This is a genomic window from Xenorhabdus miraniensis (genome assembly GCF_002632615.1).
This window is the reverse complement of the sequence record NZ_NITZ01000006.1, coordinates 25,873-42,514: the sequence shown is the minus strand read 5'-3', so window position 1 is coordinate 42,514 and position 16,642 is coordinate 25,873. Positions and strand designations below refer to the sequence as shown.

Annotated in this window: 15 protein-coding genes; 12 read left to right on the top strand and 3 right to left on the bottom strand. The window is 43.1% G+C overall.

Going from position 1 to position 16,642, the window contains the following annotated elements; translation table 11 throughout:
- Positions 1-113: 113 nt before the first annotated feature.
- The 5 genes from rnc to acpS all read left to right on the top strand — a co-directional run bounded on the left by rnc (position 114) and on the right by acpS (position 3,623).
- The gene (gene rnc / locus Xmir_RS07525; RefSeq protein ID WP_099113782.1) at positions 114-794 is read left to right on the top strand and encodes a ribonuclease III; all 681 of its coding nucleotides are present in this window, start codon (positions 114-116) and stop codon (positions 792-794) included.
- Complete coding sequence (era, locus tag Xmir_RS07520; protein WP_099113781.1) at positions 791-1,696, top strand: GTPase Era; 906 nt, start codon at positions 791-793, stop codon at positions 1,694-1,696. Before rnc ends, era begins: the two co-directional genes overlap by 4 nt.
- A 9-nt stretch (positions 1,697-1,705) precedes the next feature.
- Positions 1,706-2,443, top strand: coding sequence for a DNA repair protein RecO (gene recO, locus Xmir_RS07515; RefSeq protein ID WP_099113780.1), 738 nt, complete (start codon positions 1,706-1,708; stop codon positions 2,441-2,443).
- 68 nt (positions 2,444-2,511) lie between these two features.
- On the top strand, positions 2,512-3,243 hold the full coding sequence (gene pdxJ / locus Xmir_RS07510) for a pyridoxine 5'-phosphate synthase (protein WP_099113779.1): 732 nt from the start codon (positions 2,512-2,514) through the stop codon (positions 3,241-3,243).
- A complete protein-coding gene (acpS, locus tag Xmir_RS07505) occupies positions 3,243-3,623 on the top strand; it encodes a holo-ACP synthase (protein ID WP_099113778.1) in 381 nt (126 codons plus the stop codon). Before pdxJ ends, acpS begins: the two co-directional genes overlap by 1 nt.
- A gap of 2 nt (positions 3,624-3,625) precedes the next feature.
- Here the strand turns inward: acpS and Xmir_RS07500 are convergent, their stop codons facing one another.
- The gene (locus Xmir_RS07500; protein ID WP_045973590.1) at positions 3,626-3,886 is read right to left on the bottom strand and encodes a YfhL family 4Fe-4S dicluster ferredoxin; all 261 of its coding nucleotides are present in this window, start codon (positions 3,884-3,886) and stop codon (positions 3,626-3,628) included.
- Positions 3,887-4,284: 398 nt separating this feature from the next.
- Between Xmir_RS07500 and Xmir_RS07495 the strand changes: the two genes are divergently transcribed.
- On the top strand, positions 4,285-4,929 hold the full coding sequence (locus tag Xmir_RS07495) for a hypothetical protein (RefSeq protein WP_099113777.1): 645 nt from the start codon (positions 4,285-4,287) through the stop codon (positions 4,927-4,929).
- Between the two features lie 199 nt (positions 4,930-5,128).
- A complete protein-coding gene (locus Xmir_RS07490; RefSeq protein WP_244170886.1) occupies positions 5,129-5,947 on the top strand; it encodes a DNA-3-methyladenine glycosylase family protein in 819 nt (272 codons plus the stop codon).
- Here Xmir_RS07490 and fos read toward each other — a convergent pair whose 3' ends face one another.
- Positions 5,948-6,346: a fosfomycin resistance glutathione transferase gene (gene fos / locus Xmir_RS07485; protein ID WP_099113775.1), complete on the bottom strand. Its 399-nt coding sequence runs from the start codon at positions 6,344-6,346 to the stop codon at positions 5,948-5,950.
- A 170-nt stretch (positions 6,347-6,516) separates the two neighbouring features.
- On the opposite strand from fos, the gene Xmir_RS07480 reads away from it, so the two are divergent.
- The gene (locus Xmir_RS07480) at positions 6,517-7,170 is read left to right on the top strand and encodes an HD domain-containing protein (protein ID WP_099113774.1); all 654 of its coding nucleotides are present in this window, start codon (positions 6,517-6,519) and stop codon (positions 7,168-7,170) included.
- 68 nt (positions 7,171-7,238) lie between these two features.
- Positions 7,239-7,766, top strand: coding sequence for a tRNA adenosine(34) deaminase TadA (gene tadA / locus Xmir_RS07475; RefSeq protein ID WP_099113773.1), 528 nt, complete (start codon positions 7,239-7,241; stop codon positions 7,764-7,766).
- Between the two features lie 21 nt (positions 7,767-7,787).
- Here the strand turns inward: tadA and mltF are convergent, their stop codons facing one another.
- Positions 7,788-9,368, bottom strand: a complete 1,581-nt coding sequence (gene mltF / locus Xmir_RS07470) for a membrane-bound lytic murein transglycosylase MltF (protein ID WP_099113772.1) — start codon at positions 9,366-9,368, stop codon at positions 7,788-7,790.
- A gap of 266 nt (positions 9,369-9,634) precedes the next feature.
- On the opposite strand from mltF, the gene purL reads away from it, so the two are divergent.
- The 3 genes from purL (at position 9,635) to qseG (ending at position 16,640) form a co-directional block, all read left to right on the top strand.
- A complete protein-coding gene (purL, locus tag Xmir_RS07465; RefSeq protein WP_099113944.1) occupies positions 9,635-13,522 on the top strand; it encodes a phosphoribosylformylglycinamidine synthase in 3,888 nt (1,295 codons plus the stop codon).
- Positions 13,523-14,310: 788 nt separating this feature from the next.
- A complete protein-coding gene (locus Xmir_RS07460; protein WP_099113943.1) occupies positions 14,311-15,750 on the top strand; it encodes a sensor histidine kinase in 1,440 nt (479 codons plus the stop codon).
- Between the two features lie 5 nt (positions 15,751-15,755).
- Complete coding sequence (qseG, locus tag Xmir_RS07455) at positions 15,756-16,640, top strand: two-component system QseEF-associated lipoprotein QseG (protein ID WP_244170885.1); 885 nt, start codon at positions 15,756-15,758, stop codon at positions 16,638-16,640.
- The last annotated feature ends 2 nt before the right edge of the window (positions 16,641-16,642 follow it).

Genomic DNA, 16,642 nt, shown 5'->3' with positions numbered 1-16,642 from the left:
CAGTGCAAACGCAACAGTTTTGTAAGGCCTCCATATTAATCTTTAGAGATATCGGCCGCACAGGTCTGTTGCGTGTGCTTTTATTTGATGAATTCTAACTGAATTGGTAGCACATGAACTCCATAATAACGAACCGATTACAACGTAAGCTAGGATATAACTTTACACAGCACGATTTGTTGCTTCAAGCCTTGACTCACCGCAGTGCCAGCAGTAAGCATAATGAACGTCTGGAATTTCTTGGCGACTCGATCCTGAGTTTTGTCATTGCTAATGCGCTTTACCATCGTTTTCCCCGTGTTGATGAAGGGGACATGAGTCGTATGCGGGCAACATTAGTGCGTGGCAATACGTTGGCAGAACTGGCCAGAGAATTTGAATTAGGTGAATGCCTACGTCTGGGGCCAGGTGAGTTAAAAAGCGGGGGACACCGTCGCGAGTCCATTTTAGCGGATAGTATTGAAGCATTAATTGGGGCTATTTTTCTTGATAGTGATATTCAGACAATTGAAAAGATTATTTTGAGTTGGTATGAAGCTCGCTTGAATGAAATCAGCCCGGGCGACAAGCAAAAAGACCCTAAAACACGTTTACAGGAATATCTGCAAGGGCGTCATTTGCCGTTGCCTACATATCTGGTTGTTCAAGTTCGTGGGGAAGCACACGATCAGGAATTTACAATTCACTGTCAGGTCAGTGGATTTGAACAACCTGTCAGAGGAGTAGGTTCCAGTCGTCGCAAGGCAGAACAGGCGGCTGCGGAACAAGCATTAAAACAACTGGAGCTTGAATGAGCGAAGAAAAAAACTATTGCGGATTTGTTGCAATAGTCGGGCGACCCAACGTCGGTAAATCGACTTTATTGAATCAGTTATTGGGTCAAAAAGTATCCATTACCTCTCGTAAACCCCAAACGACGCGTCATCGCATCATGGGAATTCATACGGAAGGGGCTTACCAAACCATCTATGTTGATACGCCGGGCCTTCATATTGAAGAAAAACGTGCGATCAACCGTTTGATGAACCGTGCGGCGAGCAGCTCTATTGGTGATGTAGAACTGGTTATCTTTGTTGTGGAAGGTACACACTGGACACCGGATGATGAAATGGTGGTGAATAAGTTGCGTCACTTGCGTTGTCCTGTCCTGCTTGCCATTAATAAAGTGGACAATGTGACAGACAAAACCATTCTCCTGCCACATATCGGTTTTCTTAGCCAACAGATGAATTTCATTGATGTTGTGCCGATCAGCGCAGAAAAAGGCATGAATGTTGATACTATTGCCAAAATTGTACGCGATCATATACCACAGGCTGAGCACCATTTTCCTGAAGATTATATTACCGATCGTTCACAGCGTTTTATGGCCTCAGAAATCATCCGTGAAAAGCTGATGCGTTTCTTGGGGGATGAGCTGCCGTATTCCGTGACAGTGGAAATTGAACAATTTGTTGTCAATGAACGTGGAGGATATACGATCCACGGTTTGATTCTGGTAGAGCGTGACGGCCAGAAGAAAATGGTGATTGGTAATAAAGGCAGCAAAATCAAGACGATTGGTACAGAAGCCCGTCAAGATATGGAAAGGCTGTTTGATGTCAAAGTCCATCTGGAACTGTGGGTAAAAGTAAAAGCGGGTTGGGCTGATGATGAACGAGCGCTGCGTAGCCTCGGTTACATCGACGACTTATAAGGCTGATTTGTGGACGGCTGGCAGAGAGCTTTTGTGCTTCATGGACGCCCTTACAGTGAAACCAGTTTATTACTGGATTTCTTTACTGAAAATGAAGGGCGGGTACGTGTTTTAGCGAAAGGCGCCCGCAGCCGTCGCTCTCATCTAAAAGGTTGCTTGCAACCTTTCACCCCGCTGCTCATTCGCTGGAGCGGGCGGGGGGAAATCAAAACATTACGAGATGCCGAACCTATCTCATTGGCTCTTCCCTTAACGGGGAGCGTACTTTACAGTGGATTGTACGTGAATGAACTCTTATCCAGAGTTCTTGAGCAAGGAATGGCATATCCCGCACTTTTTTTCGATTATCTCCAATGCTTACAAGTGCTCGCGGCGAGTGAATACACGCCGGAATATGCTTTGCGCCGTTTTGAGTTAGCGTTACTGACCAATATGGGATACGGCGTAGATTATCTTCACTGTGCAGGCAGTGGTGAGCCTGTCGCGGATGAAATGACTTATCGTTATCGTGAAGAAAAAGGATTTATTGCCAGTTTGGTTCTTGATCACTACAGTTTTACTGGTTATGAACTAAAGGCACTGGCAGTGGGTGAATTTCCTGATGGTGCGACGTTGAAAGCTGCTAAGCGCTTCACTCGCATTGCATTGAAGCCTTATTTGGGTGGAAAACCGCTAAAAAGTCGTGAATTGTTTCGCCAATTTGTACGTAAAAAAACTGATAATCCCAACAAGAAAAATGAAAATTGAGGTAAGTCACTTCTTCATAATGAAACGTGTAGACTTTACTGAATTTTATATTATTGCAGGAGCTAAAAATGGCTGAGGTATTGTTAGGTATCAACATTGATCATATTGCAACCTTACGTAATGCCCGTGGGACACAATATCCTGATCCCGTTCAGGCTGCATTTGTAGCGGAACAGGCGGGAGCTGATGGTATAACGGTTCATCTGCGTGAAGACCGTCGCCACATTACTGACAGAGATGTTCAACTATTAGAAAGCACGATTCAAACTCGCATGAATCTCGAGATGGCTGTAACGGATGAAATGGTTGGTATTGCCACTCGCATCAAACCTGCTTTCTGTTGTTTAGTTCCTGAAAAGCGTCAGGAAGTCACGACAGAAGGGGGATTGGATGTGTGTGGGCAAAAAGAACATATTGCTGAGGCTGTCAAGACTCTATCGGAAGCGGGTATTCTGGTATCTCTGTTTATCGATGCGGATCACCAGCAAATTGATGCTGCTGTTGAAGTTGGAGCGCCATTTATTGAGATTCACACTGGTGCGTATGCAGATGCGGAAGACGAGATACAGCAGGAAAAAGAGTTCCAGCGTATCAAAGAAGCGGCAACTTACGCGGCTGGAAAAGGCATTAAAGTCAATGCTGGTCACGGTCTGACCTATCATAATGTACAGCGTATTGCTGCCCTGCCTGAAATTTATGAACTGAATATCGGACATGCCATTATTGGCCGTGCTGTATTTAGTGGCCTGACTGCTGCAGTTGCGGATATGAAAACTTTATTGAGAGAAGCACGTCGTTAATGGGCATTATTGGATTAGGCACAGATATTGTTGAAATATCCCGTATTGAGGAAATTATCGGGCGTTCCGGTGAACGTCTGGCAAGGCGTATTCTGAGCGATGGGGAATGGCAACAATATCAACAGCATAATCAGCCTGTCCGCTTCCTTGCAAAACGGTTTGCAGTCAAGGAAGCGGCAGCCAAAGCACTTGGAACGGGTATCCGCAATGGCTTGGCCTTTAATCAATTTGAAGTTATCAATGATCCACTGGGAAAACCCACATTAAAACTTCATAGAGAGGCTAATGTGCTGGCTAATAAACTGAATGTCAGATCTATTCATGTCACACTAGCAGATGAACGTCGTTATGCTTGTGCGACAGTCATATTGGAAAGTTAAATTCAGATCTTATCAGCATGATGTAAGAGCACAAACTTATCCCACAATTGCTCTTCGGTTTCCTGATGGTTAGGATCAAGAATAATAGTATTAGTGATCGGGCAGACAGACTGGCAAGTTGGCTTTTCATAATGCCCGACACATTCAGTACAGCGTTCAGGCTCAATTTCGTAGATCTCCGCACCCATTGTGATAGCCTGATTAGGACATTCAGGTTCACACATATCACAATTGATACAGCGTTTGGTAATTAATAGTGCCATTTCAACCTCTTACATAAATTAAGCCTTTTCATTAAAGACTTAATTTTTTCCTGATTTGTTACTTTAGATCGTCCTTGTTATTCCATACGGTGTATTTTTACAAAAAACGCTCAGGGAGACTATGTTAGCACAAAATTTATTGAGACGTGTTTTGTCCAATAAATGTTAACAAGCGAAATGTGCCCTTCTTGTTGCGGTTCATGAACTGTGTGATGAATTGAAAATAAAACACATTTCTAACTCAATAAACCTTCCATTTAGATAATGGCGGAATGGAAAGTCATCGAAGTTCTTCCAGCCGGCGTAATGGAAAATATTTATTGATAATTTTGCCAACAATCCCGTGTAATTATCATGGTATATACTTAAGTATGTTTTAAATTATTTAGAGTAACAATATGATTGAATACATCGTAAAACACGGTGATGACATCGTGAAGGTCTTGGGATCTATTGGTACTTTTATTGGTATTATTTTATCTGTATTAAAGAAGCTTTATACAGACATATGTGTGTTCAGAGAACGGAAAGCGATAAAGTACATTAAATATTTGAATCAGTATAATAATTACTTGGATGAAGGTGACAAGAATTATCTTAAATATGCGATTGCATCTGAGATAATGTTTGATACTACAAAAATTAAATCTGACAGATTCAGAAAAATATTCATCAAGCTAAAACAAGGTGGGTTAAGTGTTGAATGTATAGCTAACCTGAAAAAGCTGAAGGCATATGCTATGTTAGATTCTGGTGTGGTTCAAGTGAAAGTTAAGCCATTTTATTATGTTACTTATTGGTTTGAAAAGATATTTTCTATTTACTTTTTTACATTGGCATTTGTTGTATTGATTGCGTTTTTATTAAGGGTTGATGTTTTTACTAATACAATAGGAGGGGTTTTCGATTTTCTCTTGGTCATTTTAAGCATGATTTTATTTATGGGTATTGGTATTTACCTGTTGGTATTAAGTCCATCAAAAAATCAAATTAAAGAACTTAATGATGAATTAACTCAATATAAAATTGATGATATTTTGTAGTTTGGGTTTGTAAATTTGCCATTGCATTGTAACTTGAAGCCTGTTACATAATTATCTCAATCATGTATGTTCCGGAGTTTTTTTAATGAAGGCAGGCGATTTTATAGAAAACGGTTTTATAGAAAACGATTTTATAGAAATAGTATTACCAACTAATTATCACACGAAGGATTTTTTGGCTTTTCATCAAAGAGATGAAATGGAAGTTTCTGAAATCGTGCAACAGAATAAAATTAAAAAAGGAATGGTCTGGCAGGAAACCCCGGCTCTCCTGACAATATCCCTTGAAAAGAATAAAGCACGTATACAGCTTGATATTGATGGTGGTGAGGATCTTTGTTCAGATGAAGCATTATCTGCGCTGGCTTCACACATGTTAGGGTTGAAGCAACCGGTCGAATTGTTTGAATCCCTATATCAGGATCATCCTGTTATTGGCGATTTGGTTACCAGACAAACAGGTTTACGCATTTATCAGTCAGCCACGCCTTTTGAAGCACTAAGTTGGGCAATCATTGGCCAACAGATCAGCGTAAGTGCAGCAATTTCTATTCGGCGGCGTTTTATTCAGGCAATCGGCATCCAGCATTCTTCAGGATTATTGTGCCATCCGACTCATAAACAGGTCATTCAGTGTTCTGAACAGGATCTGCGTCAATGTGGTTTTTCCGTAGGTAAAGCCAATGCCTTGCTGAATGTTTGTCGGCTTATCGATTCTGGCGCGTTAGCGTTGAATATTCCAGAGGGGGAAAATGCAATCAACTGTCTGACGGATAATTTACTTTCCATCAAAGGCATTGGCATGTGGACAGTTAATTATGCTTTGCTGCGGGGACTTAATTATCTGAATGGTTCACTGCATGGTGATGTTGCGGTAAGGCGTAATCTCCAATATTTGCTTAAGCAAGAAGATAAAGTGGGCGCTGCTCAGGCAGAAGAATGGCTGGCAGGCTTTTCTCCTTGGAAGGCTCTGGTAGGTGCACATTTATGGCGACAACAGTCCAGTAGTGGGTATTAATTAATACCACTCCAATCCCTTGTAAGGCATTTTCCTTAAGGCATCAAGGCGGCTTGCAAGTGAACCAACGTGGATTTCAAGCTGATGCCCATCGGGATCAAGCAGATAAATGGATTCTCCTTCACTGCGATTCTCTTTCCATTGTTGTATACCCGCAGCCAGTATTTTCTCTTTGAAAGCAGGAAAATCACTAGCCGAAATGCTAAAGGCGATGTGGGTATAATCCCTTGCAGGTTTGGCCTCATCACAAGAAAGGCAGAGCCACAGTTCTTTAAGGATTAGGTAAGCGCCATTTTGCCAACGTACATGTGGCGTAAAACCAAGCTGATTAATGTAGAAATCCAGGCTGCGTTCAAGGTTTGATGTGGCAAGTGTCAGGTGATTAAATCCTGTCAGCATGGATATTTATCCTTTGGGGAAATAATGGATCTTAATAACCAATATCAGGATGTTAAAAAAAGCTCGTTTAATAAGCAAGTTTTGTTTATAGATGAGCCTACTGAATACAGATGAAATGTTATTGTTTCTTTTGCTTAAATGATACTTCCATTCATTGAGAGGTTTTGATCATGTTACTTTTTTCACCATTTGAAAATTTAGCTCAGCAACTTTTACCTATAGCAATAGAAGGTGATGATGGTGCTCATGATGTTGCCCATCTTTATCGGGTATGGAGAAATGCGAAGCAAATTTGTGAAGCGGAATCTGGTGATTTGCGGTTAGTGTTTGCTGCTGTGTTATTACACGATTGTGTGAATGTTGAAAAAAATGCCCCAAACCGACACCTTGCTTCACGCATGGCAGCAGAAAAAGCAGCATTAATATTGAAAGAGTTGGGGTGGAATGAAGAGGATATTACAGCCGTCAGCCATGCTATTGAAGCACATAGTTATTCAGCAGGGTTAACGCCCAAAACATTGGAAGCCAAAATTGTGCAGGATGCGGATCGGCTGGATTCCGTTGGTATGGTTGGTATTGGGCGCTGTTTTTATATTGCAGGTCGTATGGGATCTTCACTGTATGATTTCCATGATCCTTTGGCAAAGCACCGGGAATATAATGACACGGCTTATACTATCGATCATTTTTATACCAAGTTACTTAAAATAGAGGCCGGATTTCAGACTGCATCGGGCAGAAAAATGGGCAGTGAAAGGACAGCACGCATGAAACTATTTCTTGATGCTTTTCTGGATGAAATTCATATTGAATCAGCAAATTGAGATGAGTAAACAATATTGATGATGACCCGCTATAATGAGCGGGATTTTCATAAGTAAGAGAACATGCAGTGACAGAAATATATACGGTAACCGAAAACTATAGTGATGAATATTGGATGCGTCGGGCAATAGAATTAGCAATGCAGGCACAAGAAAAAGGTGAGATTCCTGTAGGTGCTGTATTGGTAGCAGATAATGAAATTATTGCCGAAGGATTTAATCATCCGATTACCGATCATGATCCTACCGCACATGCAGAAATCATAGCTCTGCGGCGTGGTGGTATGCAATTGCAGAACTATCGTCTATTGAATACGACACTGTATGTCACTCTGGAACCTTGTGTAATGTGCGCGGGTGCAATGGTACACAGCCGGATACAACGGTTGGTTTATGGTGCCAGCGATATGAAAACGGGGGCTGCCGGATCATTGATTGATATATTGCGTCACCCGGGCATGAATCATCAGATTGACATCACTGGCGGTGTATTGGCGCAAGAGTGCTCTACGATGTTGAGTGCATTTTTCAAACAACGTAGGGAACAACATAAGGCATTGAAGAAGTTGAAAGCCCAACAACAAGAAATCCCATAGTCAGTGATGATTGAAGAGCTGTTATGGCTGGACTACTTTCCCAGATTGCGCCGGAGTTTTTTCCTCCGGCGTTTTTTCATGAGATTCAGCTTTAGTGTTTTCCGCTTTATCATTATCTGTTTTTATAATTTCTGCATCATTACTGTCGGTTTTGCCATTTTCAGGTTGAGGCTCGCTGATTGTGGCTGTATTCGCCGGAATTTCATCTCTCTCTGCTTTCTCACGGTTAGCTTTTGCCCGCAGATACCCTTCCAGACTCAAATAGTAACGCCGGATATTTTCCACATAGCGATAAGCTTCATAGCCGCGAGCATAACCATACGTTGTATTGGTATAGTATTTTTTCTTGCTTAGCAGGGGCAGGCGTTTTTTAACATCCAACCAACTGTCAGGATTACCTTTTTGTGCAGCAGTTAATTTCCTGACATCAAGTACATGCCCATACCCCATATTATAAGCGGCGAGGGCGAACCAGATACGTTCATCTTCCGCAATAGTTGTTGGCAACCGATCCATCAAATAGTGCAAATAAGACATTCCACCTTTCACACTATCTTCCGGATCTAGCCGATCGTGAACGCCAGCCCATTCCGCTGTCGGGCGAGTAAGCATCATCAGGCCACGGACGCCAGTGGGCGATGTTGCCTGAGGGTCCCAATGCGATTCTTGCCATGCAATAGATGCCACTAATTGCCAATCAAGTGAACCGGCATATCTTTCAAAAATCGGCTGATATGTCGGTAATGTTGTATTGATGGCGCGAATAAATGAAATGGTATCGAAATAGTCGAACGAACCGACATGACTGAAATACTTTTCTTGCAGCCGCGACATAATGCCGTTTTCAGCCAACATGCTGAAAAAATCAAGCATGGCTGAATAGAGACTATAATCATCATTTCGTTTTAAATACCAAGTCAGGGGACGTTCTTCACTGACATCAAAAGCAACGGCTAAATTGGGATGAATACGCTGTTGCAGGGCTAAGCTGATTGAATCGCTGATGGTATAGTCGATTGTCCCCTCGGAAACTTGTTCAAGTAATTGCTGAGTGTTTTCGTGTGACGTCTCTTGCCAAGTTAAATCAGGATAAGATTGCTCTTTCCACTTTCTTAGTTCGCTTACATGGGTTGAGCCAGCGGTGACGATGAGAGTGCCTTTTAAATCATTAAACGAGCGTGGGCGCGTTGTTCCCTTACGATAAACCAGCTGTTGTAAGACTGATGCGTAGGCAGGGCCCGTGCGTGTTTGATCCAGCCTATCTCTATTATAGATAAGACCCGCAGCCAAAAAATCGGCTTTATCATTTTCTAAGTCGTCAAAAAGCTGGTTAATGTTGGTACGAAATTTAATGACAAGTTTAACACCCAGATAATCAGCAAACCGTTTGGCTAGTTCATAGTCGAATCCCGTGGGTTCATTTTTATTGTTAAGAGAAATCAGAGGGGAGGTGATGGTACTAACCCGAAGCTCTCCCCGTGCCAGAATTTTGTTTATCTGCTCCTGCTGTTTATTGGGCCAATTGATGTTTAGGCCAATGATGGCAGCAGAGAGGAGCGCGATAATAACGATAACAAAATAATTAATCTTTATATTACTCAAATAGTTATCTCTCGCCAGTGCGATTAGGCCCCGTGTGAAATGTAAGATAATAGCATGGTCAAATTCCCAGTAATCGAGAATTTTGCGCAACAAAACTGGGATGTGCAACTTTATTAAATTAATTTAGAGGCTTTATTAAGTGTATTGTTAGGTTAATAAATGGTCACGCAAACGGTTTCGTCAGAGCGAACATTCCTCTATAATGTCCCACGTTTCCCCTGAGGCATCAGTCAGGCTTTGCTTCTAAGATGAGAGAACCTATTATTATGGAAATTCTGCGTGGCTCGCCCGCTTTATCAGCGTTTCGTATTACTAAGCTCCTTTCCCAGTGCCAAGATCAGCGGCTTCCTGTTACAGACATTTATGCAGAATATGTGCATTTTGCAGATGTTAGCGCTCCAATCACAGCAGATGAACGGGAAAAATTAAATCGGCTATTAAAATATGGTCCCTCTTTGGCTGAATATGAGCCGAAAGGTCAACTATTGTTAGTTACACCAAGGCCGGGAACAATATCTCCTTGGTCATCGAAAGCGACAGAAATTGTCCACAATTGTGGTCTAAACCAGATTGTCCGTTTAGAAAGGGGAATTGCCTATTATATTCAGGGTGCTGGTATGAATGCTGAGCAGGAGCAAGCGCTGTCAGCATTATTGCATGATCGCATGATGGAAAGTGTGTTCACGGAGTTTGAACAGGCTGATGCTCTGTTTTCCCAACAAAAACCTTCGCCATTGAAACAGATTGATGTCTTGCAATTGGGACGGACAGCACTGGAATCAGCAAATATTGAACTGGGATTGGCTCTGGCTGCGGATGAAATTGATTATCTGGTGAGAGCGTTCCAGATGTTGGAACGTAACCCGACGGATGTTGAACTCTATATGTTTGCTCAGGCGAATTCTGAACACTGCCGCCACAAAATTTTCAATGCAGATTGGGTTATTGATGGTCAGGCTCAACCCAAGTCGCTGTTCAAAATGATCAAAAATACATTTGAACAGACACCCGATCATGTGCTCTCAGCTTATAAAGATAACGCTGCTGTGATGGAAGGTTCCCATATTGGTCGCTTTTTCCCTGATCCCGCAACGGGTATCTATGATTACCACCAAGAGCACGCTCATATCTTGATGAAAGTCGAAACCCATAACCATCCGACGGCAATTTCGCCCTGGCCTGGTGCTGCAACCGGCTCTGGTGGAGAAATTCGTGATGAAGGCGCAACAGGGCGAGGAGCCAAACCTAAAGCTGGATTGGTAGGGTTCTCAGTCTCAAACTTGAAAATTCCTGGCTTTGAACAGCCGTGGGAAGAAGATTTCGGCAAGCCTGAACGTATAGTCAGTGCGTTGGATATCATGCTGGAAGGGCCATTGGGCGGCGCTGCGTTTAACAACGAGTTTGGTCGTCCGGCATTGTTGGGGTATTTCAGAACTTATGAAGAAAAAGTGCACTCCCATAACGGTACAGAACTACGTGGTTACCACAAACCCATCATGCTGGCAGGGGGAATTGGAAATATTTGTGAAGAGCACGTCCAGAAAGGGGATATCCCAGTTGGCGCAAAATTAATTGTGCTAGGTGGGCCAAGCATGAATATCGGTTTGGGGGGCGGTGCTGCGTCCTCAATGACATCGGGTCAATCTGATGCGGACTTAGATTTTGCCTCTGTGCAGCGTGATAATGCAGAGATGGAGCGCCGTTGTCAGGAAGTGATTGATAATTGCTGGCAGCGGGGGGAGAAAAATCCCATTCTGTTTATCCATGATGTAGGGGCTGGTGGCTTATCAAATGCTATGCCTGAATTAGTCAGTGATGGCGGCCGAGGCGGACGCTTTGAACTGCGTAACATTCTCAATGATGAACCGGGAATGAGTCCATTACAGTTATGGTGCAATGAATCACAAGAGCGTTATGTTCTGGCGGTAGCCCCTGAGCAGCTTGCTCTGTTTGAAGAAATTTGCCGCCGTGAACGTGCTCCCTATGCTGTGATTGGGGAAGCAACAGAAGAACGACACCTTGTATTGAATGACAACCATTTCAATAATCAGCCAATCGATATGCCTTTGGATGTGCTGCTCGGCAAGACACCCAAGATGCTAAAAAATGTACAGGTCTTGAAAGCACAAGGGCAACATTTAGATCGTAAAGGGATTGATCTTGCGGAAGCCGTAAAACGTGTTCTGCATTTACCGGCCGTTGCAGAGAAAACATTCCTGATTACGATTGGGGATCGCTCCATAACAGGTATGGTTGCCCGTGATCAAATGGTTGGCCCATGGCAAATCCCTGTGGCAGATTGCGCAGTGACCACTGCCAGTTTAGACAGCTATTACGGTGAAGCTATGTCAATGGGAGAGCGAGCACCGATTGCATTACTGGATTTTGCTGCTTCGGCACGTATGGCGGTTGGGGAAGCCTTGACCAATATCGCTTCTGCGTATGTGCAGGATCTGAAACGAGTGAAATTATCGGCTAACTGGATGTCGGCATCAGGCCATGCAGGTGAAGATGCGGGTTTATATGCTGCGGTGAAAGCGGTGGGGGAAGAGTTGTGTCCGGCGCTGGGATTGACCATTCCAGTGGGTAAGGATTCGATGTCAATGAAAACCCGTTGGAATCAAAACGGGGAAGAGCGTGAAATAACTTCACCACTTTCATTGGTTATCAGTGCCTTTGCCCGGGTGGAAGATGTTCGCCGTACAGTAACGCCAGAATTATCTACTGAAGATGACAACGCACTTTTGTTAATCGATCTGGGACAAGGACAGAATGCGCTGGGAGGAACCGCACTGGCCCAGGTTTATCGTCAGCTTGGCGATAAAACGGCGGATGTTCGCAGTGTCGAACAACTGGGCGGTTTCTTTAATGCAATTCAGCAACTGATTTCAGAACAAAAATTGTTGGCCTATCATGATCGTTCAGATGGTGGCTTGTTGGTGACATTGGCTGAAATGGCTTTTGCGGGCCATTGTGGATTGCATGCCGATATCAGTGCATTTGATGAAGATATCCTTGCGGCATTGTTTAGCGAAGAATTGGGTGCAGTGATACAAATTCGCGAAACTGACAGAGAGCAGGTTGAGAATCTGTTGGCTGACTATGGCTTGAATGGTTGTGTACATTATTTGGGTAAAGCTCAGTCAGGCGATGATTTCATTATTTCCAGTGACAATATGGAGGTTTATCGCCAAAACCGCAGTACGTTGCGCTTATGGTGGGCGGAAACGACGTGGCAAATGCAGCGCCTGCGTGATAACCCAGAATGTGCTGATCAAGAACATCGGGCAAAACAGGATGAGAATGATCCTGGTCTGAATGTGAAATTGTCTTTTGATCCTGCTGAAGATATTGCTGCTTGTTACATCTCGAAAAAAGTACGCCCGCGTGTTGCCATATTGCGTGAACAAGGTGTTAACTCTCAGGTCGAAATGGCGGCTGCATTCCATCGAGCAGGGTTTGAGGCCGTGGATGTCCATATGAGTGATTTGCTGAGTGGACGCATCACGTTGGATCAATTCCAGACATTGGTGGCTTGTGGTGGCTTCTCATATGGGGATGTACTTGGTGCGGGTGAAGGTTGGGCAAAATCCATTCTGTTTAATTCACGAGTGCGTGATGATTTTGCGAACTTCTTTGCAAGACCGGATACGTTGGCACTTGGCGTGTGTAACGGTTGCCAGATGATGTCTAATCTGCATGAACTGATTCCGGGAACAGAACACTGGCCGCGCTTTGTTCGTAACCGTTCAGAGCGCTATGAAGCGCGTTTTAGTTTAGTGGAAGTCATGGATAGCCCTTCGTTGTTCCTGAAAGATATGGCAGGTTCTCGCTTGCCGATTGCGGTTGCTCATGGTGAAGGTCAGGTGGAGTTCAGAAACAGCCTGAGTTTGGTGGAACTTGAAAAGCAGCAGCAAGTGGCATTGCGTTTTGTTGATAACTACGGTTCAGTGACAGAAAATTATCCTGCAAACCCGAATGGTTCTGTGAACGGGATCACGTCAGTAACTAACCTTGATGGGCGAGTCACGGTGATGATGCCTCATCCTGAAAGGGTATTCCGTACGGTCAGTAATTCCTGGCACCCTGAAGAATGGGGCGAAGATAGCCCATGGATGCGTATTTTCCGTAATGCACGCAAACAGTTAGGCTAATTTCTCTGGCAATTTCATTTTTCTCTGTAAAGGCTCTGAAAATTCATCAGAGCCTTTATTTAATCATCCTGAAAAATGAAAAGTATTTTGTCACTGATTTGATGTTATTAATGAGTTTTAAGAGAAATGTCTCTAAATGGCGACAATGGCTTTTATCGGTGTCTCAAATAGGTGACACTTAATTTGTTGATATAAAAACAAAAATATTTACATGTGCTTATGTGTCATAAATAGACGACAATAATACATGTCGAGCACTAGAAGATATTGATAAAGAAACCCAAAGAATTTATCTATTTTAAAATTTTTAATAAAATCAATAAATTAAAAATTATTTTGCAAGTTGGCACACAATGTGCATAATAACTGGCAGTTGCTCATTCAACTTTTTATGTCGGCCCGCAATATAGGTGGAAACATGCCACATAAGCCCAGAATGATGCCGAAGTAAGGTGCCTACCGTCCAACATCATGATACTCGCTTTCGGGCTTTATCAAACACAGGGCGACACGTGGAGTGAGGCACCACCTATCATGTTCATCAGGTAGCATGAAGGTTCCTCGCTGGCGGGATAGTAAATTAAAGTTACTATCCCGCCGTCATTATTACAGGCGAATCCTGTCCATCGTGTTCATGTATGCACCCATATGCCATATAGTTCTCAGTTACCCATTATTTTCAACTAGTTTCAAAAAGGCAGAGAAAAAGTAACTTTATAATCTATCATCAGGCAGACTTTCTCTTCCGCCTTATGTCGGTTAGCATCAATGTAATTGCAGGTTATGAGATGATTTCTTTGAAAAAATGGCGTTTATTTCCACGCTCATTACGCCAACTGGTTGTAATGGCTTTCTGTCTGGTGTTATTACCACTCTTAGTGCTGGCTTATCAGGCTTACCAAAGCCTCGACCAGTTGAGTACTCAAGCTGCTGAAATTAGTCGTTCAACTTTATCGGATGCGCGTCGCAGTGAAGCGATGATTGGTTCTGCTCTTGAGATGGAGCGTAGTTACCGTCAATATTGTGTATTGGGGGATGTGCGGCTGGAAAGGCTCTATCAACGACAATACCGACAATATACAAATATGCTCGGTGATCAGATAGCCATGTTGGCTAATGCAGAATATACGAAAAAGTTTAATGAACTATTATCAGGCCTGACAAAAATTTCCTGTAGTAACGGCGTCCCGGAGCCTGCTGTATCTAAATTACTTGAAGAATTCTCTACTGCTAATAATCTTTTGGTACAAGAAACCCGAAATATCATTTTCAGTCGTGGTGAGCAATTGCAAAAAGATATTGCAGAGAAAGGGCAACTTTTTGGTTGGCAGAGCCTTATCTTATTCCTGTTAAGTGCGTTTTTGATCGCGCTATTTACACGTATGATCATTGGGCCGGTGAAAGGCATTGAGCGGATGATTAATCGGTTAGGAAAAGGGCAATCATTAGAAAATGAGATTGAATCATTTAAAGGGCCACGGGAATTGCGATCGCTGGCACAGCGCATTATTTGGTTAAGTGAGCGGTTATCCTGGCTTGAATCTCAGCGCCATGAATTTTTACGTCATATTTCCCACGAACTGAAAACACCTTTAGCCAGTATGCGTGAAGGGACGGAGTTATTGGCAGATGAAGTTGCCGGGCCGCTGACCGCAGATCAAAGAGAAGTTGTCAGTATTCTGGACAGCAGCAGCAGGCATTTGCAACAGCTTATCGAGCAATTGCTCGAATATAACCGTAAACTGGCAGATGGCCCTGCTGAGCATCAGGTTGTGTCTTTAAAAGAGATTGTGAATAGTGTTGTGTTGTCACATCAACTGCCAGCCCGTGCGAAAAACATTAATACAGAAATTCAATTGCATATGGAGTATTGTTGGGCGGAACCTCATTTATTGAGAAAGGTGATTGATAATCTCTACTCCAATGCAGTGCACTATGGTGCTGAATCCGGTAACATTTGGGTTTCCAGTCGGCAAACGGGAGAAAATCTTCAAATTGACATTGCCAACACAGGAACGCCTATCCCTGAATTAGAAAAAAGTATGATTTTTGAGCCATTTTATCAGGGGAAACTGCAAAGAAAAGGGGCGGTTAAAGGAAGCGGCCTTGGCTTGAGCATTGCGCAAGATTGTATTAAACAGATGAGGGGAGAGCTTCATCTGATAGAATCCGAATTTGCTGACGTATGTTTTCGAATTGAACTGCCATTAACCGCAGAGAACGGCTAAATAATATGTATAACCAGTTTACTTACCGCCTTATGACGAAGACGGGACAGCAAGATATTGTGACTCAGCCGATGAAAAAAACTGCTGTTATGCAGCCTATTCTGGCACGTACTTCAACCTTACGTTTCCGTGCCATGTTGTTATTGTTTATTCCCTATTTACTGACCGGATGCGTGAAAACCACCGGAGCAGACAATCTGGCATCAATTGCACAGTCTATCCTGCCTGAACAACATGTCACAGATTACCGTTTTAAGGATTGTGATTCAATCTGGGATATAACAAAACCATCGGCAATGGAAAACGGGCTTTATTGGCTTAGAGTCATTGATTGTGCGGACCGCTTATCCTCAGTTGAAGCGCGTGAAATAGCGAACAACTTCAATACAACTGATTGGCATCAAACATTCAAACAGAGTATCTTGATGAATAGAGCGGTTTCTACAGTGGCTGAACGCCGGAAAATTGTAGAAAATCTTAATCGATATAGTACGCAGTTTCCCGTAGCCTTGCGGCCACTCTTCCAATTATGGCGTGAACAGCAATATTTGAGAATCAACCTCACTGAAGAGAAGGTTAAGTTTCAGCGGTTCCAGTTTGACAGTGATAATAAAATTGACCGCTTGAAAGAAGAACGAGCACGTTTAGAATATGAACTTCGCTCAATATCCCGCAAACTAGAAAATCTGACCGATATTGAACGCCAGCTTTCCTCCCGTAAACAAGGCCAAAGTAGTCTTGTCACTCCAAGTGGAACAGGACAAATGAAGGACTCAGATACTTCATCCAATAAATTAGAGCAGGAAGATAAACCGGCAACGGACGAGGAAATGAAAAAACCGGAAACTAAAGCAGAAGCTAATCCCCCAGCAGAAAAAGGAGCCGAATAATA

What these genes read in the sequence shown, in the direction of transcription:
- rnc (WP_099113782.1), top strand. Translation starts at nt 114, where the DNA reads ATGAACTCCATAATAACGAACCGATTACAACGTAAGCTAGGATATAAC.
- era (WP_099113781.1), top strand. Translation starts at nt 791, where the DNA reads ATGAGCGAAGAAAAAAACTATTGCGGATTTGTTGCAATAGTCGGGCGA.
- pdxJ (WP_099113779.1), top strand. Translation starts at nt 2,512, where the DNA reads ATGGCTGAGGTATTGTTAGGTATCAACATTGATCATATTGCAACCTTA.
- acpS (WP_099113778.1), top strand. Translation starts at nt 3,243, where the DNA reads ATGGGCATTATTGGATTAGGCACAGATATTGTTGAAATATCCCGTATT.
- Xmir_RS07500 (WP_045973590.1), bottom strand. Translation starts at nt 3,886, where the DNA reads ATGGCACTATTAATTACCAAACGCTGTATCAATTGTGATATGTGTGAA.
- Xmir_RS07495 (WP_099113777.1), top strand. Translation starts at nt 4,285, where the DNA reads ATGATTGAATACATCGTAAAACACGGTGATGACATCGTGAAGGTCTTG.
- Xmir_RS07490 (WP_244170886.1), top strand. Translation starts at nt 5,129, where the DNA reads ATGGAAGTTTCTGAAATCGTGCAACAGAATAAAATTAAAAAAGGAATG.
- fos (WP_099113775.1), bottom strand. Translation starts at nt 6,346, where the DNA reads ATGCTGACAGGATTTAATCACCTGACACTTGCCACATCAAACCTTGAA.
- Xmir_RS07480 (WP_099113774.1), top strand. Translation starts at nt 6,517, where the DNA reads ATGTTACTTTTTTCACCATTTGAAAATTTAGCTCAGCAACTTTTACCT.
- purL (WP_099113944.1), top strand. Translation starts at nt 9,635, where the DNA reads ATGGAAATTCTGCGTGGCTCGCCCGCTTTATCAGCGTTTCGTATTACT.
- Xmir_RS07460 (WP_099113943.1), top strand. Translation starts at nt 14,311, where the DNA reads ATGATTTCTTTGAAAAAATGGCGTTTATTTCCACGCTCATTACGCCAA.
- qseG (WP_244170885.1), top strand. Translation starts at nt 15,756, where the DNA reads ATGTATAACCAGTTTACTTACCGCCTTATGACGAAGACGGGACAGCAA.